This is a genomic window from Halomonas sediminis, from assembly GCF_044871105.1.
In the GTDB taxonomy this organism is placed as follows: domain Bacteria; phylum Pseudomonadota; class Gammaproteobacteria; order Pseudomonadales; family Halomonadaceae; genus Vreelandella; species Vreelandella zhuhanensis.
Window position 1 is genome coordinate 1,241,574 of sequence record NZ_CP085246.1, and the last position, 22,866, is coordinate 1,264,439.

Genomic DNA, 22,866 nt, shown 5'->3' on the forward strand with positions numbered 1-22,866 from the left:
GAGTAATGACTCATGGCAGTTCAAAAGAACCGTAAAACCCGTTCCAAGCGCGGCATGCGTCGTAGCCACGATGCGCTGAGCGCACCGACCCTGTCCCAGGACAAGGAAACCGGTACGACTCACCTGCGTCACCATGTTGCCTCGGACGGCTTCTACCGCGGTCGCAAGGTAGTCGAGGTCTAAGCCTCTCTTCAGAATGGCCGATTGCAGGGGTTGAATCGTGCGCATCGCTATTGATGTCATGGGGGGTGATGAAGCGCCTCATGCCACGATCGTCGGAGCCGCCCGAGCTGCCCTGGATAATCCAGCGCTGGAGCTTTTGCTGTTCGGCCCTTTTCAGCGCTTGCACGCCGAACTTTCACGCTTGCCGCGGCCCATGGCCGCGGCAACGTCACGTCTGGTGCTGTGCGATGCCCCCGATGTTATCGGTCAGGGGGCTACTGCTGCTTGGGCGTTACGCCATGGCAAGCAGACAAGCATGGCGCGAATGCTGCAAAGCCTGGCTGATGGCCAGGCCCAGGCCGGCGTCAGTGCGGGCAATACAGCGGCACTGGTAGCTCTTTCGCGGCAGGCACTGGGTACGGTAGCTGGCATTTCCCGGCCGGCAATCAGTACAGCGATTCCTGCCCGTGGTGATAGGCGTTGTTATCTGCTTGACTTGGGGGCGAACGTCGATTCACCGGCGACCCGCCTTGTCGACTTTGCCTTGATGGGGGCAGTCATGGCACGCCATGTGGATGCTGTCGCCATGCCGCGGATCGCCTTGCTCAATGTCGGGGCGGAGGCAACCAAGGGCAGTGCCAGTGTACGCCAGGCAGATACGCTGCTAAGGGCTTATCCAGCTGAGGGGGCTTTTACCTACCAAGGCTATGCCGAGGGCGGCGACCTGTTTAGTGGCAAGCTGGACGTGGTGGTGTGCGATGGTTTTGTGGGTAATGCCGTGCTCAAGGCCAGTGAAGGATTGGCGGGTATGCTGGTAGAGCGTGTCCAGGCAGCCTTTGATGCCCATTGGAGTGGCCGTCTGGCGAGCCTGCTGGCGCGCCCGGTATTGAAGCGCCTCAAGCGCGAGCTGGACCCGGTGCGCTATAACGGTGCCAGTTTGCTGGGGCTTGATGGCATCGTAGTGAAAAGCCATGGGGGTACGGGTGCCGATGGATTTCACTATGCTATCAAGCGTGCCGTGCAAGAGGTTGAACAAAACTTGCCTGGTCAGTTGGCGACACAATTAATGGCGCATTCGGCTACCTTGAATTGAACGGTAACCGATGACGCTTTTGCATTTTTTTTCGATTTTTTTAATGGAGTTGACTCTGCGGTGCAGGAATACCGCGGTCAGGTCTTATCGCTCACAAGAGCAAATGCTAACAAGAGCAAAGGTGATCGACATGTCTCAACCCCTTGCCCTCATCTTTCCCGGGCAGGGCTCTCAGCAGCTGGGAATGCTGCGGGAGCTGGCCGAGCGCTATAGCGTAGTAGGTACGACCTTCGAAGAAGCATCGGAGGCATTAGGCTACGATTTGTGGAAGCTCGTGCAGGAAGGCCCGGAAGAGAGGCTCAATGCGACGGCCTGCACCCAGCCGGCGCTATTGACGTCCAGTGTTGCGATCTGGCGGGTCTGGCAGGAGCTTGAAGGTCCACGGCCGGGAGTAATGGCTGGACACAGCTTGGGGGAATACAGCGCCATGGTCTGTGCCGGCGTGATGGGCTTTGCTGAAGGCGTTCAGCTTGTCAAGCTGCGCGGTGAAGCCATGCAGCAAGCCGTACCGGCAGGAGAAGGGGGCATGGCCGCTATCTTGGGGCTTGAAGGTGCTGTGGTTGAAGAGGCTTGCGCCAAGGCCGCTCAGGGCGAGGTGGTGGCCGCGGTCAATTACAATGCGCCAGGCCAGGTAGTCATCGCCGGCACCAAGGCGGCTGTGGAACGGGCGATTATCGCTTGCCAGGAAGTGGGCGCCAAACGTGCGCTACCCTTGCCGGTCTCTGTGCCTTCGCATTGTGAATTGATGCGCCCGGCAGCGGAACAGCTGGCGCAAGCGATGGTGGGTATCAATATGCGTCCGCCACGCTATACCGTGATCCAGAATGTCGATGCCCAGGCGCATGCCGACGTTGAAACATTGCGTACGCGTCTGGTCGAGCAGCTGTATCAGCCGGTACGCTGGACTTCTTGCGTGGAAACGATGGCCGAGCAAGGTGCCCGTGTGTTTATCGAATGCGGTCCCGGCAAGGTGCTTACCGGCCTAAATAAGCGCATCGTGCGTGGCAGCAAAGGATTGGCGGTCAATGATCCGGATAGCCTGGAAGCTGCATTGGAACTGGCCCGTGAAACGTTGGCTGGGGACGCCTGATCGGCATGGCTGTTAAGCTATGCTTGCTTGTTCATCCCGTTGAAGGCAGTAAATTATGACACAGGAATGTAGGGTCGCTCTGGTGACCGGGGCCAGTCGTGGTATCGGCCGCGCCATTGCTCATGAGCTCGGGCGCCAAGGGCGTATCGTTATCGGGACGGCGACCAGTGAATCCGGCGCTGAAAAAATCGAGGCGGATCTCAAGGAGCAAGGCATCCAGGGCGGTGGGCGCTGTCTGAACGTGACCGACCAGGCGAGTATCGACTCCCTGCTCAAGGAGATCGGCGAAAGCTTCGGCGCGCCTACCATTCTGGTCAATAATGCCGGCATTACCCGCGATAATCTGCTTATGCGCATGAAGGAAGATGAGTGGGACTCGGTAATGGAGACCAATCTCAAATCAGTCTATCGCGTGAGTAAGGCTTGCCTAAGGGGCATGACCAAGGCACGCTTCGGGCGTATCGTGTCGATCAGTTCGGTGGTGGCGACTATGGGCAATTCAGGCCAAACCAATTATGCTGCCGCCAAAGCAGGCATGGAAGGCTTTAGCCGGGCATTGGCTCGGGAGGTCGCTTCACGGGCCATTACGGTCAATGCGGTGGCGCCGGGCTTCATCGCCACCGACATGACTCAGGCGCTGCCGCAAGCACAGCACGATATGCTGATCAATCAGATTCCGCTGTCGCGTCTGGGAGCACCGGAAGAAATCGCTGCCGCCGTGGGTTTTTTGACCAGTGAAAGCGCTGGCTATATCACCGGCGAGACATTGCATGTCAATGGCGGCATGAATATGCGTTGATGGCCGACGGTTGCGTCGACCTGAGGGCGTCTATAAACTACCCCGCAGCTTTTGGCTTGCGGTTTCCAAACGGCTCGTTATCAAAACGACTTGTGTGAACGACTGGAGTACGTCAATGAGTACCATCGAAGAGCGCGTGAAGAAGGTTGTGGCTGAGCGCCTGAACGTCAAGGAAGAGGATATCCAGAACAGCTCTTCCTTTACCGAAGACCTGGGTGCCGATTCTCTTGATACCGTTGAGCTGGTCATGGCTCTGGAAGAAGAATTCGATACCGAAATTCCTGATGAAGAAGCGGAAAAAATCACCACGGTTCAAGAAGCAATCGATTACGTGAACACCCACCAGTAAGGGCTGTGACGACTGCGTCTAACCATTGTGGGCCATTTTGGTCTGCATCCAGAGGGCCGTCCTGCATGCAGGGCGGCCCTCTGCTTTTACGCTCACAATGAACCCAATGACGATTGTTCGTTATAATGGGCAGCAAATGACCCTGCCGGGTCGTGTCACCAAGGATGCCTGGAGGAAAAATGATGGGGCGAAAAAGGGTAGTGGTAACCGGGCTAGGCCTGGTAACCCCAGTGGGCAATACCGTCGACGAGTCATGGTCGAACATCGTGGCGGGCAAGAGCGGTATCGCAACGATCGAGGATTTTGATACCAGCGGTTTCAGCACGCGTTTCGGTGGATCGGTCAAGGACTTCGATATTCGTCCTTATCTCAATCCCAAGGAGGCCCGCAAGATGGACATGTTCATCCAATACGGCATGGCCGCGGGCGCCCAGGCGATCAACGACTCCGGTATTGAATGCACCGATGGCAATGCCGACCGTATCGGCGTTGCCATCGGTTCCGGCATCGGCGGCCTATCGATGATCGAGCATAATCACAATGCCATGCTCAAGGGCGGCCCGCGGCGTATTTCACCGTTTTTCGTGCCCGGTTCGATCATCAACATGATTTCCGGCAACCTGGCTATTCAGCATGGCTTTCGCGGACCTAACATCGCCATTACCACTGCCTGCACCACCGGTACTCACAATATTGGCTACAGCGCACGTACCATCGCCTATGGCGATGCCGATGTGATGGTGTGTGGCGGCGCTGAAATGGCCACCACCCCGCTGGGCTTGGGTGGGTTTGCGGCAGCGCGAGCACTCTCCACGCGCAACGATGATCCTGAAGCCGCTAGCCGTCCCTGGGACCGGGATCGCGATGGTTTCGTGCTTTCCGACGGGGCAGGCATCCTGGTGCTGGAAGAGTATGAACACGCCAAGGCGCGTGGCGCCAATATTTATGCCGAGCTGGTAGGGTTCGGTATGAGTGATGATGCCTATCACATGACAGCCCCCCCGGAGGATGGCAGCGGCGCGGCATTGTCGATGAAAAATGCGATCAAGGACGCGCAACTCGACCCCACCCAGGTAGATTATATCAATGCTCATGGTACCTCCACCGCCGCTGGAGATTTGGCGGAAAGTCGCGCCATCGAAAGACTCATGGGCGATGCCGCTCAACAGGTAGCGGTGAGTTCGACCAAATCGATGATCGGTCATCTGCTGGGTGCTGCCGGCGCCGTGGAAGCGATTTTCAGTGTACTGGCCATTCGTGACCAGGTAGCGCCGCCGACCATCAATCTGGACAACCCGCAGCAAGGTTGCCGGTTGGACTACGTGCCGCATACGGCGCGTGACATGCCGATCAACGTAGCGCTGTCGAATTCCTTCGGGTTTGGTGGCACTAACGGGTCGCTGCTGTTCAAGCGGGTCTAGACTCGGGATGGAAGTGCCTCAGGTACCCTTCGACGACCGCGGCCTGGCTTATGGCGATGGCCTGTTTGAAACCGTGTTGCTGCGTGACGGTAGGCCGTTGCTGTGGGATTACCATCTCGCCAGGTTGAAGCGAGGCTGTCGCCTTCTCGATATTCCATGCCCGGCTCAAGGTGCATTGGAAGCTGCCATGCGTGTGGACGGTGAAGGGCTCGAAGTGCTCAAGTTGATCGTTACCCGTGGCAGTGGCGGGCGAGGGTATGCCTGTCCTGAAAAGGTGGTTCCGCGACTGCTCAGCAGCCGGACGCCGTTTCACGCCCAGGAGCAGCACTGGCGCAACGGCGTCCGGGTTCGGTTGTGCGAGTTGCGCCTGGGGCATCAACCCAGGCTGGCGGGCATCAAGCATCTCAATCGGCTGGAAAACGTATTGGCCAGAAACGAATGGCAGACCCCTGATATTGTCGAAGGCTTGGTCGCGGACCATAACGGCCGTGTGATAGAAGCGACCAGCATGAATCTGTTCTGGTGCCACAAAGGACAATATTTCACCCCGTACCTGGACCAGTGCGGCGTGGTCGGCACCTTGCGTGAGGCCTTGCTCGCTGCCGGTGAGGTAACCCAAGCGCACCTGGATATCGAAGAGCTGAGTGATGTCGAGGCGTTATGGATCGGCAACTCCGTCCAGGGGATGTGGCCGGTGGCCGAATTGTTGGATACTCAAGGTGCCCCTTGGCAACGTTGGTCGCTGGGGACGGCGTCACGTCGGCTTCAAGCGATGGCAAACCGCCTGCTTGGCTACCCCGAGTTCGGTTGAAAGAGTCTAGTTGAGAGAGTTCAATTGAAAAAGCCGGGTGCCGAGCATAGGCAAGACGTCTGAGAAAACGAGGTGGAATGGTGAAACGGTTATTGACCGTACTGGTCGTCGTGGTAGGGGTGGCCGGTATAGCGGCGTTTGGTGGGTACCGCTACTGGCAAGACCGCCTGGAGGAACCGTTGGCACTGGATGCTCCTTATTTGTATGAGGTGTCGCCGGGTGCCGGTTTCCATCAGGTGGTGGGTGAACTTGCCGAGCAGGAGATAATCGAGGGCGTCTGGGCGTATCGCCTGTTGTCGCGGTTGGAGCCTGAGACCGTGCCGCGTCTGCGGGTTGGCGAGTATCAGCTGGAACCCGGCATGAACGGGCGCGAGCTGATGGTGTTGCTGGGTAGCGATCAAGTGGTCACCTATTCGCTGACCGTCCCCGAAGGCTGGACTTTTCGCCAGATGCGCAGTCTCTTGAATGCTGCGCCCAAGCTGGATAAGCGTACCGCCGAGATGAGCGATGCGGAAGTCATGGTATTGCTGGGACGCGAAGGAGAGCATCCGGAAGGCTGGTTCTTCCCCGATACTTACCGTTATCACAAGGGCGTGAGTGATGTGGAACTACTGCGTCAGTCGCTCCAACGCATGGAAACTGTCCTCGAGCAAGTGTGGGCAGAGCGTCAAGACGACTTGACCATCGACTCTCCCTACGAGGCGCTGATCATGGCCTCATTGATCGAACGTGAAACCGGAGCGGCGCAAGAGCGGCGCGAAATTGCCGGGGTGTTCAAGCGGCGAATGGAAAAAGGCATGCGGCTGCAAACGGATCCTACCGTGATTTACGGTATGGGCGAACGCTATGAGGGTAGTATCACCCGGGCGGACCTGCGCCAGGCCACGCCCTACAATACCTATGTGATCGATGGCATGCCGCCGACACCCATTGCCATGCCGGGGCGTGCTGCACTGGAAGCTGCGGTAGACCCTCTGCCCGGTGAAACGCTTTATTTTGTTGCGCGTGGCGATGGCACGCACCACTTCTCGCGTACCCTGCGTGAGCATAACAATGCCGTGAATCTTTATATTCGCAATCGCTAACTTTTGAGCATCCGGAATCTTTATGCATGAGCGTGGGCGCTTTATCACTCTGGAAGGCGGCGAAGGCGTCGGCAAGTCGACCAACCTCGGCTGGGTCGTGGCATGGCTGGAATCGCAGGGAATCGAGGTGGTGCAAACTCGCGAGCCGGGAGGAACGCCGCGCGCCGAAGCCATTCGGCAATTATTGCTGGACCCCTCTCCGGTCGAACCATTGGATGCCGATGCCGAACTGTTGCTGATGTTCGCCGCCCGAGCCCAACATCTCGCCCAGAAAATTCGTCCGGCCCTGGCGCGTGGTGCCTGGGTGGTTTGCGATCGCTTCACCGACGCCACCTTTGCCTACCAGGGAGGCGGGCGCGGCATTGCCGAGGCCCGCATTGCCACCTTGGAAACCTTCGTGCAGCAAGGGTTGGCCCCTGACTTGACCTTGCTGTTCGACATGACACCAGAGGCCGCCCGTTGGCGTCTAGAGACCCGGCTGCAGACAAGAGGCGAACAAAAAGATCGCTTTGAACGTGAACAGACGGCATTTTTCGATGCGGTACGCCGCGGCTATCTCAAGCGCGCCCTGGCAGAACCTGAGCGGTTTGCCGTGATCGATGCCGAGCCCGCCTTGAAAGAGGTGCAGGCTCAATTGGCAAGCGTCCTGCAAGAGCGGGTGCACGCATGGCGCTAGCCTCGGCATTACCTTGGCATCAGTCGCTATGGGCGCAGCTGAGCGCTTTGGCGAATAGCCAGCGCCTGCCCCATGCGCTACTTTTCAGTGGTCCTCATGGTGTCGGCAAGCAACAACTCGCCGATGCCTTGGTGGCAGGAGCGCTCTGTACCCGACCCGGCATTCAGGCATGTGGCCAATGCCATGGCTGTCATATGCTGGCTTCGGGCTATCATCCCGATCTGATGCGTGTGTCGCCGGAAGAGGGCAAACGCCAGATACGCATCGACCCGGTACGCGAAATCAATCGGTTTGTCTCGCAAACAGCACAGCAGAGCGGCTATCGCGTCATCGTGATTACCCCGGCGGAAGCCATGAACATTGCCGCGGCCAATGCGCTGTTGAAAAGTCTGGAAGAGCCGGGTGCCAATACCTTATTCATCTTGTTGGCGGATAGCCCCTCACGAGTATTGCCGACCATTCGCTCGCGCTGCCAGCACTGGCCATTGCCCAGGGTATCGCTTGCAGCGTCTCGCGCCTGGTTGAGCGAACGTCTGGGCAGTGAAGAGGAGGCTTGCTTCTGGTGGCAAGTTGCTGGTGGGTTGCCGTTGTTAGCGGTAGAACTGGCGGCGCCGGAGGCGCGTGCCTTGCGACATCAAACCCACGACTGCTTTGAGCAGCTGGTGCGTGGTGCCGAGCCGGTTTCAGAGGCCGCCCGGCTGGACCGCCAAGCGATAGATGCCATCTTGTGGTACGGTATCGCCTGGCTGGAGGACTTGATTAGGCTGGGACTTTCCGGCGACGCTGGCACCCTGCATAACCCCGATTTGCTGCCTCTCTACCGTCAGGCGGTGAAAAATGCCCGCGTCCAGGACTGGTTTCGTTTGCTCGATTACGCCCGTGAACAACGACGCTTGCTGAGTTCAGGCGCTAACCCCAACCCTCAGCTGGTATTGGAGGCATGGCTGGTGCGCTGGTCCGCGTTATTGCGCTCTTGATGTACTCAGTATCCGCTTTGCAAGGAGATCATGATGGCGACTCAGAAAGCGCTTTCACTGACCATCAAGGATGTGCCGACGCTGCTTTTAGCTTATATGCCCTTTCTTGACCGGGGGGGAATGTTCATTCCCACTCGCGAGCGTTACAGTCTGGGACAGGAAGTGTTTCTTTTGCTCCTGCTGCCGGGAGAAAGCGAGCGCTTGTCGGTATCCGGTCATGTCATTTGGGTGTCGCCCGAAGGGATCTCGGGTCGTCGGGTTCCCGGCATCGGGGTGCATTTCAGCCAGCAGGATTATACGGTCCGCGACCGCATAGAAACCTTGCTGGCCGGCCAGCTAGATAAGAGCGCGCCGACCTATACCCTCTAATTAGTCGATTTTTCCGTGCGGCCGTTAGTGGCTGCATTTTCGCTGTTTTCTGCTGTCGAGATTAGCATGTTCGTCGATTCTCATTGTCACCTGGACCGTCTCTCGGAAACCACGCATGGGGGGAGCCTGGCGGCTGCTCTGGACGCTGCCCGCGCTCGGCGGGTTACCCAGTTTCTGGCGATCTCCGTGACGCTGGAAGAGCTGCCCGGGCTTGCCGAGATTGCTCGCGCTCATGCGGATGTGGTGATCTCCGCGGGTGTGCATCCGCTGCATACTGTGGTCGAAGAACCTGGCGTCGAGGCAATCAAGGCCGCTGCCGAGCGATTCGACGCCGTGGCGATCGGCGAGACCGGGCTGGATTACCATTATCTGGGCAAAGATAACATGCCTGGCCGTGAGTGCCAGCATGAGCGCTTTCGAAGCCATTTGATCGCCGCCCGTGAACTTGAACTTCCGGTCATCGTGCATACGCGAGATGCCAAGGCGGATACCCTGGCGTTGTTGCGGGAACATACCGACCCACGTATCGGCGGTGTACTGCATTGCTTTACCGAAGATATCGAGATGGCGCGTGAAGCGGTACGCCTGGGCTTTTATATTTCGCTTTCGGGCATCGTCACCTTTGTCAATGCCGAAGCGCTGCGTGACTTGGCGCGCCAGTTACCACTGGATCGTTTATTGATCGAAACCGACAGCCCTTACCTTGCGCCGGTTCCTCATCGGGGCAAGCCCAACGAGCCGGCTTGGGTGGTGGAAGTCGCTGAATGTATCGCTCAGGTACGCGATATCAGTGTGGATGAAGTCGCCATGCAGACTACCGCCAATTTCTACCGCCTATTTCAGCAAGCCGCTCCGCAGGCAAGCCCCGAGGTACGTGATGCGCTCACGCAAGCCGGGCTGCTATAGTCCTTGAAGAACGGTCCTTGAAAAACAGCCCTTGAAGAACGGTGCTTGGAGACAAGCCTTGTTGAATGCTACGCAGCAGAGGAGAGGTCGATGAATTTCGATAGATTGTTGGGTCAGTTGGGTCCCGCTGACCGTATTCCTTCTCTGGAATCCTGGCAGCCGGCGCTTTCCGGTGACATGGATCTATGCATTGCCGCCGACGGCCGCTGGTGGCACGAGGACGAGCCCATCTCAAGACCTAAGTTGGTGCGCCTTCTGGCCACGTTGTTGCGTCGTGACCCGGAAGGCTATTGCCTGGTAACCCCGGTGGAGCGCTGGCGTATCCAGGTGGAAGACCTGCCGCTGGTGATTGTCGAGGCGAACCTTGAAAATGGTGACTGGTGGTTGACCACGCAATTGGGCGATCGCGTCCGATTAGACAGCGAGCATCCTTTGCGAGTCACTCAAACCCCCCAGGGCGAGTGGGTGCCGGAAGTGCCGATACGTTACGGGCTTTCCGCACGGCTCAATCGCAACGTCTACTATCAACTGGTGGAAGCCGCTACCTTGCGTTCGCACGATGAAGGAAGCAGCGAGCTAGGCGTGGAAAGCGCCGGCCACTGGCATCCGGTGGGCTGGATAGATGACGAAACATCTTCCAGCGAGGCACTGTGAAATTAACCGCTGAACAACGCGCGGTCATTGCCCATGGCCACGGCCATGCGCGGGTGGCAGCAGTGGCGGGAGCGGGCAAAACCACCACGATGGCAGCGCGCGTGCTGCATCTACTTGATCAGGACGTGCCCGCCAAGCGCATGCTGGTGCTGATGTTCAATCGTGCCGCCCGAGAGGATTTTCAAAGCCGTTTACAGCAAATGGCCCAAGCCCGCCAGACGCTACCCGATGTACGCACTTTTCATTCCCTAGGGCATCGCTTGACCCAGAGCCTATGTCGGTGGGGCGCCTTGACGCCTCGTCAGCTACTCTCGGCCGACTGGCAAGTGGAACGCCTGTTGCGCCAGGCCACGCTCAATGTACTGGCACATAGCCGTGAACGTCGCGATGCTGCGCTGGAAGGCGAGCGTCTGGAAGCCTTGGCGCATTATTGCGGGTTGATCAAGGCGGAAGTGGCCGAGCCCGGCGAGCTTTATGCTCGCCTGGATTTCGATGCCGATACCGATTATTTTCCTGCCGCCTTCGAGGAAGCCGAACGTCTGCTGGCTCAGGAAAATGTCATGACCTACGCCGATCTGCTGTATCGGCCATTATTGGCGCTCGAAGCCAGTGAGTCATCTCAAGCGCGGGTCCAAGGCTTCCTCGATCATGTGATCGTGGATGAGTACCAGGACATCAATGCCGCGCAGCAGCGCTTGTTGGCGGTATTGGCAGGCAAGCAGGCGGCGGTAATGGCGGTGGGGGATGCCAACCAATGCATCTATGAATGGCGCGGTGCTCGCCCGGATACCATGCTGGAGAATTTCACTGCCACCTTTGGTGATGCAACCGATTACCCGCTTTCCACGACCTTTCGGCATGGCCATGCGCTGGCACTGGCAGCCAACCATGCGATTGCCGCCAATCAGCGTCGCCCGGACCAGCTTTGTCTGGCGGCCCCCGGCAATCCTGTTACCCGGATTGAGGCAGGCCAAGGCAACCGGGCATTACTCGAAACCTTGAGCGAATGGCAAAAGCAGGGGCGCGGGCTGAATGAAGCCTGCCTGCTGGTGCGCAGCTGGGCGCTTTCAGTGCCGGTGCAGCTGGCGTTGCTGCAAGCGGGGCAGCCGTTCCAGCTATCTCGCGATGACCGTTTCGTGTTTCGCTTGCCGCTAGTGCAGGCGCTTGCCGGCTACCTCAAGTTGTCGCGTTATCCGGCACTGCTCCAAGACCCCGCTCACCTTGCCTTGTTGTTCTCGCAGCCCACTCCTTTTGTCGCCCGTGACCGCCTCGTCAGCCTTGCCCGGCAACTGGCCCAGACGCAGCATTGGCCGGAGCGCCATGACCCCGCACTGGCCGATCTCAAGCCTCTCCAGCGACGTAATCTCAAGCGCCGCTGGGAGCTGCTGTGTGAGTTGCCTAAACTGCGCGCCTGGCCGCCGGCCAAATTGCTGGCCCATGTGGTGAAAGCCATCGACGCTGAGAAGATACTCAAGCGTGCCGCGGCGCGTCGCGACAAGGGTGAGGAAGACGTACGGCTGCTGGATGTACTGATCGAACAGGCCGAGGACGTCAGCGATCCGGATGCCTTCATCGAACTGCTCGAACGGCCGGTCGAAAACCATGCCGAGGGCATACTGATTACCACGGTACACGGCGCCAAGGGATTGGAGTGGCCGCTGGTGGCGGTGGCGGGCGTCAACGAAGAGGATTTTCCGCATTATAGCCGGGACAACCCCTTGAGCGAGGCACGTCTGGAAGAAGAACGCCGTTTGTTCTACGTAGCGATCACCCGGGCGCGTGAGCGCTTGTTGCTGCTGCATGATGGCGGAGAGCATCGTCCCAGTCGGTTTGTTGCGGAAAGTGCCTGGCAGGATAGCGTCTGCGTGGCTGAAGCCTTGCAAGCCTCGGAAAACAGTCGCCCCGTCCCGGTACGTTCGGTGGCCTTGGTCGAGCGCTATCTTGATGGCGTAGGGGCCGAGCTGAAGGTAGAGGTCGCCGCACCGCCAGCGGTAGCTGAGCCGGGCGCAGGGTATGGGCCCACCACTACTTTTCGGGTAGGCCAACGCTTGCATCATGCGGTATTCGGTGAAGGCGCGGTGCTTAGCGTGGAGAACGCGCCGGATAACCCTGTTCTAGAGGTGCAGTTCGTCAAAGCCGGCAAGCGTCGTTTGGTGGCCAATCGCGCGCCTATCGAACCCCTGAATGCCGAGCGGGCATGAAGGGCGGTTAGGCATCTTTTCTGACAGACAGCCGCTACGACTGCCACTACGCTTACGCTAAAGGGACAAGCGAAGCCGAGGAGGGCAGGGATGAATTTTGCGTTGATTGGAGCGGCCGGCTACATCGCGCCACGCCACATGCAGGCGATAAAGGACTGCGGCCATAATCTGGTCGCCGCCTATGATCTCAATGATTCAGTCGGCATTTGGCGTCGTGACTGAAATCGGCATCCATTTTTTCGACATGCTGCATCAGGTTTTCGGCAAGCTCGAGAAGCAGGTGCTTCACTATCGTGATGATCATAAAGCCGCCGGTTATCTGGAGTATGAAAAAGCCCGCGTACGTTGGTTCTTGTCTATCGATGCTGAAGACCTGCCGGAGAATGTCCCTGAACGGCAGTCGACCTATCGCAGCCTCACTTGCGATGGACAGCAATTCGAGTTTTCCAGTGGCTTTGCCGAACTGCATACGGTCAGCTATCGCGAAATACTCGACGGGCGCGGTTTTGGTATCGATACCGTGCACCACTGCTTGGAAACCGTGGCAAGCCTGAACCGTGTACAACCCGAAACGCCGCGTCAGGACCAGATGCATCCTCAGCTGCTGACGATGGGCTTCGGCTCTGGAGAAGGATAAAATATACAGTCCATTGATCTGGCCGCTCAGCAAGCCCGGTTGGGAACACGGCTTGAAAATGCCATCCAGACCGTGCTCGCCCATGGCCGTTTTGTACTCGGCCCGGAGGTGGAAACCCTGGAGCACCGCCTGGCGGCGCGGGTGGGCGTGGCCCATTGCATCAGCTGTGCCAGCGGTACCGATGCCTTGCAGATTGCCCTGATGGCGCTGGATATCGGCCCGGTGACGAGGTCATCGTGCCTGGGTTCAGCTTCATTGCTACTGCCGAGAGTGTGATGCTGACCGGCGCCACGCCGGTCTACGTGGATATCGAACCACATACCTGCCTGATTGACCCTTCGGCGATTGAAGCGGCAGTCACGCCACGTACCCAGGCTATCATGCCGGTGTCGCTGTTCGGTCAATGTGCTGACATGCAGGCAATCTACGTTGCAAGCGGCGATCTTGCTGGCCAAGCTGGAGCTTTTCGATGAAGAAATCATCTTGCGCCGAACCGTAGCCGAACGCTATGACCGGCTGCTGGCACCGTTGGCGATCGAGCGTCCGATGCTTTTGGAGGGCAATACCAGCGTTCATGCCCAATATAGCATCCAGCTATCCGAGCGTGGCCGCATTCAGGCGCGGCTGAGTGAGACCGGTATTCCTACCATGATCCATTATCCTGTACCGTTAAATCGCCAACCCGCCGTAGCCGATACGTCTTGCTCGCTGCCTGTCTGTGAAACGGTTTGTGAGCGTATTCTCAGCTTGCCCATGCATCCTTATCTGCAGGAAACGCAGCAACATCTGCAGGAAACGCAGCAACGCCAAGTGGTGAAAGCGCTCGAAAAGATACTGTAAAAATAGCCGCCGCTGTCATGAACACGAGGCTAAAAAATATAAGGACATGCCGTGGCATGCCCTTTTTGCAGCCTGGTAAAGGCGCTCTTACATATTGGGGTAATTCGGCCCGCCGCCGCCTTCAGGCGCGATCCAGTTGATGTTCTGGGCCGGGTCCTTGATGTCGCAAGTCTTGCAATGCACGCAGTTCTGGAAATTGATCTGGAACTGCGGCTTGCCGCGTTCGTCCTCGACGACTTCATATACCCCGGCCGGGCAGTAGCGCTGTGCCGGTTCGGCGTAAATGGGCAGGTTCTCGCGAATGGGTAGCTCGGGATCCTTGAGCTTCAAGTGACAAGGTTGGTCTTCTTCATGGTTGGTATTGGACAGGAATACCGAGGAGAGCTTGTCGAAGGAGAGCTTGCCATCCGGCTTGGGATAAGTGATTTTTTCGAATTCCGCCGCCGGCTTGAGGGCGCCATGGTCGGTGGTGGTGTCATGCAGGTTAGGCAGTTTGCCGCCCAGCAGTTGATCGACGAAATTATAGGCGCCACCCCCCACGGTGCCATACTTGTGAAGCGCCGGACCGAAGCTGGCGCTTTCCTCAAGCTCCTGGTACGCCCAGCTTTTCTCCCACTGTGCGGTGAAATCCGTCAATTCCTTGCCGCCTTCGTCACCGGTCTTGATAGCGTCGAACACGGTGTCAGCCGCAACCAGGCCGGATTTCATGGCCGTGTGAAGGCCTTTGATCTTGGAAAAATTCAGCGTGCCTGCATCACAGCCGATCAATAGGCCCCCCGGGAATGTCATCTTGGGCAGGCAGTTCAGGCCACCTTTGGTGATGGCTCGCGCCCCGTAAGCCACGCGCTTGCCATCCTTGAGGTGCCGGCTAATCACGGGATGGTGTTTCATCCCCTGGAATTCATCGAACGGCGACAGCCAGGGGTTCTGGTAGGAAAGATCCATGATCAGGCCCACGACCACCTGCTGGTTTTCGGCATGATAGAGAAACCAGCCGCCGTGGGTGTGTTTGTCCAGTGGCCAGCCGGAACCGTGCAGTACCAGGCCCGGTTGGTGTATTTCGGCGGGCACGTCCCACAGCTCTTTCAAACCGATGCCGTAATGCTGGGGATCCTTGTCTTCGTCGAGATGAAAAGTACTGATCAAATGCTTGCCTAGATGGCCGCGTGAGCCTTCGGCAAAAAGGGTGTACTTGGCGCGCAGCTCCATGCCCGGCATATAGCTGTCCTTGGGGGTGCCATCCGCGGCAACCCCCATGTCGCCGATAATGATGCCGCGCACGATGTCACTTTCATCGATAATAGCTTCCTGAGCCGCAAAACCGGGGAAAATTTCCACACCCAGTTCTTCGGCCTGCTCGCCGAGCCAGCGGCACAGGTTGCCGGCGCTTATCACATAGCGGGTCTGGTCGCCGCCGGTGTTGTGCATGCTTTTGGGAACCAGGGCGTTAGGTATCTTTTGGGCCTTCTGGGCATCCTTGAGAAGATAGACCTCATCACGCGTGGCCGGGGTGGTTAGTGGTGCACCCCGGTCTTTCCAGTCGGGAAAAAGCTCGTTCAAGGCGCGTGGCTCGAATACAGCCCCGGAGAGAATATGGGCGCCCACTTCGGAGCCTTTCTCGACGACACAAACCGTCAGTTCCTGTTCAGCGTCGTTGGCTTGTTGCATCAAGCGACAAGCAGCGGAAAGCCCTGCCGGTCCTGCACCGACAATGACCACATCAAAATCCATCACATCGCGTTCAACGTTTTCCACCCTGGCTTCTCCTCATTCGGTACGCACCGCATGGAAGTGATGCGTCGACAAATTTAAAACGGTCGTTTGCTTCTGGTTGTCTCCCATAATAGGCATAATACCCTTGTAAGGTCACCCCTACGATGCCAAAAGCCTGTGCTGCTGCCAATTTTAGCTAATCGAGCCATGGTCTCGAGGCAGGATGGTACGTTGGCGATTATGTTTAAATATGATCTAAGACCAAGGCCGTACTTACCGGGTGTTGTTGGAAGTGCGGTGCTTATGGCAGATTAGAAGAGTTTTTTACTTAAGCACCTATCAAACGCTTGCATGAATTCATATGTTGGGCAACAAACATCATTGATGTCTGGCGTTGCCGAATTTTTTCACCACGAGGCGCTCGGTAGTTGTTGCCGAGATACTCATCAGGTTAAAGGCTCTGAAACGAGCCAAGCGAGGAAAGCATGAAAGTACTCGTCGCGGTCAAACGCGTCATCGACTACAACGTCAAGATCCGGGTCAAGCCGGACCACAGCGATGTCGACCTCACCAACGTCAAGATGGCTATGAACCCCTTCTGCGAAATTGCCGTGGAAGAAGCCGTGCGCCTGAAGGAAAAAGGCGTGGCCACCGAAGTGGTGGCGGTGACGATCGGCCCCAAGGCTGCCCAGGAGCAACTGCGTACCGCCTTGGCGCTGGGCGCGGATCGCGCGATTCATGTGCAGACCGACGAACGCGTCGAGTCGCTTGCCGTGGCCAAGCTGCTGGCCAAGGTGGTCGAGGACGAGCAACCGGGCCTGGTGATTCTCGGCAAGCAGGCCATCGACACCGACAACAACCAGACCGGCCAGATGCTGGCGGCCCTGACCCATCTTCCTCAGGGCACCTTCGCCTCCGAGGTGGTGGTGGAAGGCGACAAGCTGCAGGTGACCCGGGAGATCGACGGTGGCCTCCAGACCCTGGAGCTCACGCTTCCCGCCATCATCACCTCGGACCTGCGCCTGAATGAGCCGCGCTACGCCAAGCTGCCCGATATCATGAAGGCCAAGAAAAAGCCCATGGACATCAAGACGCCGGAAGAGATGGGCGTCGAGACAGCCTCCCGGGTCAGCCTGGTCAAGGTCGAATCCCCGGCCGAGCGCAAGGGCGGCATCAAGGTGAGCTCGGTGGACGAGCTGGTCGATAAACTCAAGAACGAAGCCAAGGTGATCTCATGAGCATTCTGGTCCTTGCCGAACATCACGACGGCCAACTGGCCGCCGCCACTGCCCATGTCGTGGCCGCAGCGCAACAGATCCAGCAAGCCGGCGGCGGTGATATCGATGTCCTGGTGGCGGGTGAAGGCGTCGACGCCGTGGCCCAGGCCGCTGCGAAGCTCGACGGCGTGGCCAAGGTGCGCGTCGCCGATCATGCGGTCTACGCCCATCAGCTGGCCGAGCCGCTGGGTGACTTGATCACCCAGCTGGCCGGTGATTACAGCCACGTCCTGGCGGTGGCCTCGACCACAGGCAAGAACGTCATGCCACGTGTCGCCGCGCTCAAGGACGTGTCGCAGCTGTCCGAGATCGTCGAAGTCGACGATGCCGACACCTTCAAGCGGCCGATCTATGCCGGTAACGCCATTGCCACGGTCAAGAGCGCCGATGCTCTCAAGGTGATCACCGTGCGCAGCACCGGTTTCGATGCTGTGGGGAAAGGGGGCAGTGCCGCCATCGAAGCGGTGGATAGCGTGGTGGACAACACCCAGTCGCGCTTTATCAAGGAAGAACTGGCCCAGAGCGACCGGCCGGAGCTGGGGGGCGCCAAGGTAGTGATTTCCGGCGGCCGCGGCATGGGCAACGGCGAGAACTTCAAGCTGCTCGACGGCATTGCTGACAAGCTGGGCGCGGCGGTAGGGGCCTCGCGGGCGGCGGTGGACGCAGGCTTCGTGCCCAACGACATGCAGGTCGGCCAGACCGGCAAGATCGTCGCGCCGGACCTGTACATCGCAGTGGGCATCAGCGGTGCCATTCAGCACTTGGCGGGCATGAAGGACTCCAAGGTGATCGTGGCGATCAACAAGGACGAGGAGGCGCCGATCTTCCAGGTCGCGGATTACGGCCTGGTGGGGGATCTGTTCGAGATCCTGCCGGAGCTTGAAAGCAAGTTGTGAAAATGCGCTAAGTAAGACAGGCGGTACTCGCAGCAGCCGGCATCTTGAAGATGCCGGCTGTTTTTGTATGCTTGAGTAGTTTTTGTTAGCGTAGTCGTCAAACAGCTGCCATCCTGAGAAATGCTTGAAACGCTATTATCACTGTGAGTGATTAATTAAAGGAGGAGTAATCATGCCGCATACACTTCCCGAATTGCCCTACGCTTACGACGCGCTTGAACCGCACATTGATGCGATGACTATGGAAATTCACCATTCGCGCCACCACCAGACGTATGTTGACAAGCTCAACACTGCGCTTGAAGGCACCGGTCTGGAAGATGTGCCGGTGGAAGAGTTGATGGCGAATGTCGATCGTGTGCCGGAAAGCAAGCGCCAGGCGGTTATCAACAATGGCGGCGGCCATGTCAATCATTCCATGTTCTGGCAAATGATGTCTCCCCAAGGTGGCGGTAAGCCCAAGGGTGAGGTTGCCCAGGCAATCGACAATGAGTTGGGTGGTTTTGACGCCTTCAAGGAAGACTTCAAGCAAGCCGCACTGGGTCGCTTCGGTAGTGGCTGGGCCTGGCTCAGCGTGACCCCACAAGAGAAGCTGGTGGTGGAAAACACCCTCAACCAGGACACCCCGTTGATGCACGGCAATACACCGATTCTGGGGCTGGATGTGTGGGAGCATGCCTACTACCTCAAGTACCAGAATAAGCGTCCCGATTACGTGGAAGCTTTTTTCAATGTGATCAACTGGGATGATGTCGAGCGTCGTTATCAGCAAGCCCCCTGATAAGCCTTATGACTTGATTGCTGATAAAAGCCGCGCCTTTGCAAGGCGCGGCTTTTTTGCGTGCAAAAGACAGTGCACAAAGGATATAAGGCTCCTAGGAGGTGTTGCGGTCTGGAGTTAATGATAACTATTGTCATTTATTGGTTTGCTGTTACCCTAGCCGCCTGCTAAAAATGAATGCCAATCATTCCTGTTTTCCTTTTGATGGAAATGTCGCCGCCCTGGGATGGGTAACTTGGTGTGTTGCCCGGATTATTAATGTGGTTTATTAACATGGGTTATTGCTATGAGCTTTTGGAGAAATTCCTCGCGGGCCAGGCGGTTGTTGCCTACCTATGGGTTGTTACTCGCCATGCTGTGGGTGTTGCCGTTAGCCGCGCAGGAAGAATCCGTCATTGGCGAGGCGCTGGATGCCCAGCAAGCCCAAACTGCCCTGCAAGAACGTATTGATGCAACAGACGAGACCACGCGCGAAATGCTCGAGGAACTTCGTCGCCTTGAAAAAGATACGCAGCAGCTGGAGCGGCAAAATTCCCAGCTAGCGGCTCGGTTGGTAGAGCAGGCACAAAGACAGCAGCAGCGAGAAGCGGCGCTTTCCACGCTGGCGCAAACGCGTCAGGCCCTGCCAGGTTTCGAACGTGAGATCGCCGCTCAGTTGCAGCGTTGGGTGGAACAGGATCTGCCCTTCTTGCAGGATCAGCGTCTTGCACGTGCGGCGAGTTTACAGCCGGACGGCACAGCAACCTTTTCAAGTGCCGAGCGCATCGAACGCTTGCTTGAAGCATGGCGAACCGAACTCGAGTATGGCCGTGAAGTGGACGCCTGGCGTGGGAGGATTGTCAGCGAAGAAGGCGGCGCGCGGGAAGTGGACTACCTGAGAATCGGCCGTGTGGGATTGTATTATCTTACCCCGAGCGGCCGTCAAGGCGGCGTGTGGCAGGCCGAATCCGGCCGTTGGGAAGCGCTGAGCGATTCACAGCGCAGCCAAGTGCGAGAAGGGCTGCGTCTGGCGCGTGACCAACGCGCGCCAGAGCTTCTGACGCTGCCGATCTCCCAGCCCTTGACTGCCCCGGAGACTTCCGCATGACGATTGGACAACGGCTGAAAGCATTGGCCCTCGTCAGCTTGATCATGCTGACAGCGGGCAGCGTTCATGGCGACCCCTTAACCACCTTGCGTGAAGCTCGGGAAGCTGCGCAAGCCCGGGATGACGCTCGCTTGAGTGCGCTGCTGGAAGATCGGGAGGCCTTGCAAGCCGCCCTGGACGAGGCTCGGGAAGCACATCAAAAAGCCCAGCGGGAACAGGAAGCCCTGGCAGTTCAACAAGCGCAGCAACAGGCGCTGGACGCCCTCCAGCAAGAGCAAGGGGCGGATTTCGATCGTATCCTGTCTGCCCTGTCACAGCACAGTTCCGGGCTTCGTGACAGCTTGAATGATAGCTGGATCACGCTCGGCGAGATCTCCTTGCCCCCACTACTGGATGAAAACGAGGTGCTGGAAAGCCGGCACATCGAGCAAGTGGTCGACAGCCTGATGGCGTTGACCGCGGAAACCGCCAGGGTAGTGCGCCTCGAGGCCGAGGTGGCGGATGCCGACGGGATGATCTCGCAACAAGAGATCATCCGGCTGGGTGACTTTGCCGCTTTCAGCGAAAGCGACCTGTTGCAGCGAGGCGAGGGGGAGGGAACGCTCTCCGTAGTGCCTCGCACACCGCCGGACATGGCTGAGACCTTGGCTGCCTTTCATGCCGGTGAGAGCCGCACTCTGGCAATCGATCCTACCCAGGGCCAAGTGATAGCGGCCATGGCCCAACAGCCAAGTTTGCTAGAGCGGTTTCATCAAGGTGGGGCCGTCGGTTATGTGGTCGTAACGCTGGGTATCTTCGGGTTGTTGGTGGCCTTGTTGCAGTACGCTTATCTTCTGGGGGTCACGTTCAAGGTGCGTCGTCAACGCCGGCAACTGGATGCGCTGAGCGATAACAATCCTCTGGGTCGCGTCCTGTTGCGCTTTCAAGCCATGGACAGTCATCAGGCGCCCGAAGCACTCGAGGCTCGCCTGGATGAAGCCGTGCTGGCGGAATTGCCGCGCCTGGAACGTGGTCAGCCCATCGTCAAGCTGCTAGCGGCCGTGGCGCCGCTGTTGGGGCTATTAGGCACGGTCACCGGGATGATCGTCACCTTTCAGGCGATTACCGTGTTCGGTACCGGTGATCCGCAAATGATGGCGGGCGGTATCAGCCAAGCCCTGGTGACGACCGTGCTGGGCCTGGTGACCGCGGTGCCCTTGCTGTTCGCCCAGACGGCGCTTTCCGGGCGTAGCCGGTATCTGGCCAATGTGGTGGAAGGTCAGGCCAGTGCCACGCTAGCCGAGCATCTGGAGGCGCGTTTGCCACACCAACCTCGAACGGTGAACGAAGATGCAAAAGTTAATGCAATGGCTTGAGCCGCTGGAACGTTTGCTCGATGCCGGTGGCTGGGTATTGGTGGTGTTGGCGGTGGTCGCGGTGGTGTTGTTTGCCATAGCGTTCGAGCGCTGGTGGTACTACCGCGTAACCTGGCGCCTGGCGCGTCGTTCCCTGATCAAGCGCTGGACGGCACGCGAGGAGCACCGTAGCTGGAGCGCCGGGATTCTCCGCCAGGTATGGGCTGATGAGTTGATCATGCGCTTGCGTCGCCCCTTGCCATGGTTGAAGTTGCTGGTCGCCCTGTGCCCGTTGTTGGGTCTGTTGGGGACAGTCACCGGCATGATCGTGGTATTCGATAGCCTGGCGCTGAGCGATACCCACCAGGCCCGGGCCATGGCCGACGGCGTGGCGCGGGCAACCTTGCCTACCCTGACCGGGATGGCCGTGGCCGTGGTGGGGTTGCTGTTCATCAGCCGACTGGAACATGTCATCCGACGAGAGGACCAGCGTCTTCACGACCGTTTGGCACGCGCTGTGGAGGATACCCATGCGTAGACGTCGCACCAGTGCGAACAATGACGAAAGCAATGAAATCAACCTGACCCCCATGCTGGATGTGGTATTCATCATGTTGATATTTTTCATTGTGACCACCAGCTTCATCAAGGAAAGCGGTATCGAGATTCAGCGTCCCGAGTCCAGTGCCGCCACGCCTCGCCCGGATGCTCAGGTATTGGTGGCGATTACCCCGGGAGGGGCGGTCTGGGTGGATGGGCAGCCGATAGACATGCACCGGCTGGGCAAAGCGGTTGCCGATTTGGTCAGCGATGATGGCTCGGTGGTGATACAGGCGGATCGTGACGCCACTACAGGAATATTGATCGAAGTAATGGATCGGCTGCGTGAGGCAGGCATCGACCAAGTTGCCGTTGCGGCTAGCCGGAGCGCCTCATGACGCGGGTGCCTTTTTCGTTGCTGGGTGGAGCAGGGTTGGCGTTGATGCTGTTCTGGTTGCTGGCGGTACTGGTGTCGCCCCCGGGAAATCCGCTCGAAGAACCGGAAGTGCCGATGAGCATGACAATGGTGGAAGCACTCGAGGTAGTGGGGGAGGTGGCGCAGGAGCCCGCCGAACCGGTTGCCCAGCCTCAGGCCCCGCCGATACCGCCACCTCAAGTGCCGGAACCGTTACCCGAATTACAAAGCTCCATCGCCATGCCGGAACCTGAGCTGCCGCCACAGGAGTTGGCGCTTGCCGAACTGGACAGCAGCTTGCCCGAGCTATCCGAAATAGAGCCCCAGCCGGAACCGGCGCCTGAGCCGAGGCCGAAGCCCGAGCCCACTCCTGAGCCTGAACCCGCGCCGGTAGTCCAATCACAGCCAGTAGAAGCCTCAGCAAGCCCAGCAGCTGCTACAGGCGAGACAGAAAGTGCCCAAGCAGCCAGTCAGGAACCCGTGGATGTCGGCTCGCCTACACCTTTGAATCAGATCCCGCCGGAGTATCCTTCTCGAGCGCAACGCCGGGGTCTGGAGGGCCATGTAGAGCTTAAGTTCTTGATTCGCCGGGACGGCAGTGTCGACGCCTCGTCCATTGAAGTGGTGCGTGCCCAGCCGCGCAGGGTCTTCGACCAGGCTGCGCGCAAGGCGGTAGCGTCCTGGCAGTTCGAAGCTGCCGTCCAGGTGCGTCGGGCGCGCCAGCGTGTCGAGTTCCAGCTGAGGTGAGAAGAA

The 22,866-nt window shown here is 58.6% G+C and carries 26 protein-coding genes and 1 pseudogene; 26 read left to right on the forward strand and 1 reads right to left on the reverse strand.

What is annotated here, in order from left to right; genetic code table 11:
- The first annotated feature begins 12 nt into the window (after positions 1-12).
- The 18 genes and pseudogenes from rpmF to LG290_RS06115 all read left to right on the forward strand — a co-directional run bounded on the left by rpmF (position 13) and on the right by LG290_RS06115 (position 14,070).
- On the forward strand, positions 13-183 hold the full coding sequence (rpmF, locus tag LG290_RS06030) for a 50S ribosomal protein L32 (protein WP_114488056.1): 171 nt from the start codon (positions 13-15) through the stop codon (positions 181-183).
- 37 nt (positions 184-220) lie between these two features.
- On the forward strand, positions 221-1,255 hold the full coding sequence (gene plsX, locus LG290_RS06035; protein WP_160417019.1) for a phosphate acyltransferase PlsX: 1,035 nt from the start codon (positions 221-223) through the stop codon (positions 1,253-1,255).
- A gap of 130 nt (positions 1,256-1,385) precedes the next feature.
- Entirely contained in the window at positions 1,386-2,345 is a 960-nt protein-coding gene (fabD, locus tag LG290_RS06040; protein ID WP_499836650.1) for an ACP S-malonyltransferase, read from the forward strand.
- A gap of 55 nt (positions 2,346-2,400) precedes the next feature.
- A complete protein-coding gene (fabG, locus tag LG290_RS06045) occupies positions 2,401-3,144 on the forward strand; it encodes a 3-oxoacyl-ACP reductase FabG (RefSeq protein WP_499836651.1) in 744 nt (247 codons plus the stop codon).
- 115 nt (positions 3,145-3,259) lie between these two features.
- On the forward strand, positions 3,260-3,493 hold the full coding sequence (acpP, locus tag LG290_RS06050) for an acyl carrier protein (RefSeq protein ID WP_083005609.1): 234 nt from the start codon (positions 3,260-3,262) through the stop codon (positions 3,491-3,493).
- Positions 3,494-3,675: 182 nt separating this feature from the next.
- Positions 3,676-4,914: a beta-ketoacyl-ACP synthase II gene (gene fabF / locus LG290_RS06055; RefSeq protein WP_160417252.1), complete on the forward strand. Its 1,239-nt coding sequence runs from the start codon at positions 3,676-3,678 to the stop codon at positions 4,912-4,914.
- Positions 4,915-4,921: 7 nt separating this feature from the next.
- Entirely contained in the window at positions 4,922-5,725 is an 804-nt protein-coding gene (pabC, locus tag LG290_RS06060) for an aminodeoxychorismate lyase (protein ID WP_499836652.1), read from the forward strand.
- A gap of 77 nt (positions 5,726-5,802) precedes the next feature.
- Positions 5,803-6,810, forward strand: a complete 1,008-nt coding sequence (gene mltG, locus LG290_RS06065) for an endolytic transglycosylase MltG (protein WP_499836653.1) — start codon at positions 5,803-5,805, stop codon at positions 6,808-6,810.
- Between the two features lie 22 nt (positions 6,811-6,832).
- Positions 6,833-7,486, forward strand: coding sequence for a dTMP kinase (gene tmk, locus LG290_RS06070; protein WP_499836654.1), 654 nt, complete (start codon positions 6,833-6,835; stop codon positions 7,484-7,486).
- Positions 7,477-8,463: a DNA polymerase III subunit delta' gene (locus tag LG290_RS06075; protein WP_499836655.1), complete on the forward strand. Its 987-nt coding sequence runs from the start codon at positions 7,477-7,479 to the stop codon at positions 8,461-8,463. The genes tmk and LG290_RS06075 overlap by 10 nt, the downstream gene beginning before the upstream one ends.
- A gap of 33 nt (positions 8,464-8,496) precedes the next feature.
- On the forward strand, positions 8,497-8,832 hold the full coding sequence (locus LG290_RS06080; protein WP_160417012.1) for a PilZ domain-containing protein: 336 nt from the start codon (positions 8,497-8,499) through the stop codon (positions 8,830-8,832).
- 66 nt (positions 8,833-8,898) lie between these two features.
- Complete coding sequence (locus LG290_RS06085; RefSeq protein ID WP_499836656.1) at positions 8,899-9,738, forward strand: TatD family hydrolase; 840 nt, start codon at positions 8,899-8,901, stop codon at positions 9,736-9,738.
- A gap of 90 nt (positions 9,739-9,828) precedes the next feature.
- On the forward strand, positions 9,829-10,392 hold the full coding sequence (locus tag LG290_RS06090; protein ID WP_499836657.1) for a DUF1285 domain-containing protein: 564 nt from the start codon (positions 9,829-9,831) through the stop codon (positions 10,390-10,392).
- Complete coding sequence (locus LG290_RS06095; RefSeq protein ID WP_499836658.1) at positions 10,389-12,593, forward strand: ATP-dependent helicase; 2,205 nt, start codon at positions 10,389-10,391, stop codon at positions 12,591-12,593. The genes LG290_RS06090 and LG290_RS06095 overlap by 4 nt, the downstream gene beginning before the upstream one ends.
- A 90-nt stretch (positions 12,594-12,683) precedes the next feature.
- Complete coding sequence (locus LG290_RS06100; protein WP_499836660.1) at positions 12,684-12,815, forward strand: hypothetical protein; 132 nt, start codon at positions 12,684-12,686, stop codon at positions 12,813-12,815.
- Positions 12,775-13,230, forward strand: a complete 456-nt coding sequence (locus tag LG290_RS06105; protein ID WP_499836661.1) for a Gfo/Idh/MocA family oxidoreductase — start codon at positions 12,775-12,777, stop codon at positions 13,228-13,230. Before LG290_RS06100 ends, LG290_RS06105 begins: the two co-directional genes overlap by 41 nt.
- A gap of 108 nt (positions 13,231-13,338) precedes the next feature.
- Positions 13,339-13,703, forward strand: a pseudogene (locus tag LG290_RS06110) (aminotransferase class I/II-fold pyridoxal phosphate-dependent enzyme).
- Positions 13,660-14,070: a DegT/DnrJ/EryC1/StrS family aminotransferase gene (locus LG290_RS06115; RefSeq protein WP_499836662.1), complete on the forward strand. Its 411-nt coding sequence runs from the start codon at positions 13,660-13,662 to the stop codon at positions 14,068-14,070. The pseudogene LG290_RS06110 and the gene LG290_RS06115 overlap by 44 nt, the downstream one beginning before the upstream one ends.
- Positions 14,071-14,157: 87 nt before the next feature.
- Here the strand turns inward: LG290_RS06115 and LG290_RS06120 are convergent, their stop codons facing one another.
- Positions 14,158-15,825 carry an electron transfer flavoprotein-ubiquinone oxidoreductase gene (locus tag LG290_RS06120; RefSeq protein WP_499836663.1) on the reverse strand — a complete coding sequence of 556 codons (1,668 nt, stop codon included), beginning with the start codon at positions 15,823-15,825 and terminating at the stop codon, positions 14,158-14,160.
- A gap of 443 nt (positions 15,826-16,268) precedes the next feature.
- Between LG290_RS06120 and LG290_RS06125 the strand changes: the two genes are divergently transcribed.
- The 8 genes from LG290_RS06125 (at position 16,269) to LG290_RS06160 (ending at position 22,860) form a co-directional block, all read left to right on the forward strand.
- Complete coding sequence (locus LG290_RS06125; RefSeq protein ID WP_499836664.1) at positions 16,269-17,021, forward strand: electron transfer flavoprotein subunit beta/FixA family protein; 753 nt, start codon at positions 16,269-16,271, stop codon at positions 17,019-17,021.
- Positions 17,018-17,956, forward strand: coding sequence for an electron transfer flavoprotein subunit alpha/FixB family protein (locus tag LG290_RS06130; protein ID WP_499836665.1), 939 nt, complete (start codon positions 17,018-17,020; stop codon positions 17,954-17,956). The genes LG290_RS06125 and LG290_RS06130 overlap by 4 nt, the downstream gene beginning before the upstream one ends.
- A 172-nt stretch (positions 17,957-18,128) precedes the next feature.
- The gene (locus tag LG290_RS06135) at positions 18,129-18,737 is read left to right on the forward strand and encodes a superoxide dismutase (RefSeq protein WP_160417005.1); all 609 of its coding nucleotides are present in this window, start codon (positions 18,129-18,131) and stop codon (positions 18,735-18,737) included.
- A gap of 286 nt (positions 18,738-19,023) precedes the next feature.
- Positions 19,024-19,824, forward strand: coding sequence for a DUF3450 domain-containing protein (locus LG290_RS06140; protein WP_499836666.1), 801 nt, complete (start codon positions 19,024-19,026; stop codon positions 19,822-19,824).
- Positions 19,821-21,179, forward strand: coding sequence for a MotA/TolQ/ExbB proton channel family protein (locus tag LG290_RS06145; RefSeq protein ID WP_499836667.1), 1,359 nt, complete (start codon positions 19,821-19,823; stop codon positions 21,177-21,179). Before LG290_RS06140 ends, LG290_RS06145 begins: the two co-directional genes overlap by 4 nt.
- Complete coding sequence (locus LG290_RS06150) at positions 21,154-21,696, forward strand: MotA/TolQ/ExbB proton channel family protein (protein WP_499836668.1); 543 nt, start codon at positions 21,154-21,156, stop codon at positions 21,694-21,696. The genes LG290_RS06145 and LG290_RS06150 overlap by 26 nt, the downstream gene beginning before the upstream one ends.
- Positions 21,689-22,096: an ExbD/TolR family protein gene (locus tag LG290_RS06155; protein ID WP_499836669.1), complete on the forward strand. Its 408-nt coding sequence runs from the start codon at positions 21,689-21,691 to the stop codon at positions 22,094-22,096. Before LG290_RS06150 ends, LG290_RS06155 begins: the two co-directional genes overlap by 8 nt.
- On the forward strand, positions 22,093-22,860 hold the full coding sequence (locus LG290_RS06160) for an energy transducer TonB (RefSeq protein ID WP_499836670.1): 768 nt from the start codon (positions 22,093-22,095) through the stop codon (positions 22,858-22,860). Before LG290_RS06155 ends, LG290_RS06160 begins: the two co-directional genes overlap by 4 nt.
- Positions 22,861-22,866: the final 6 nt, after the last annotated feature.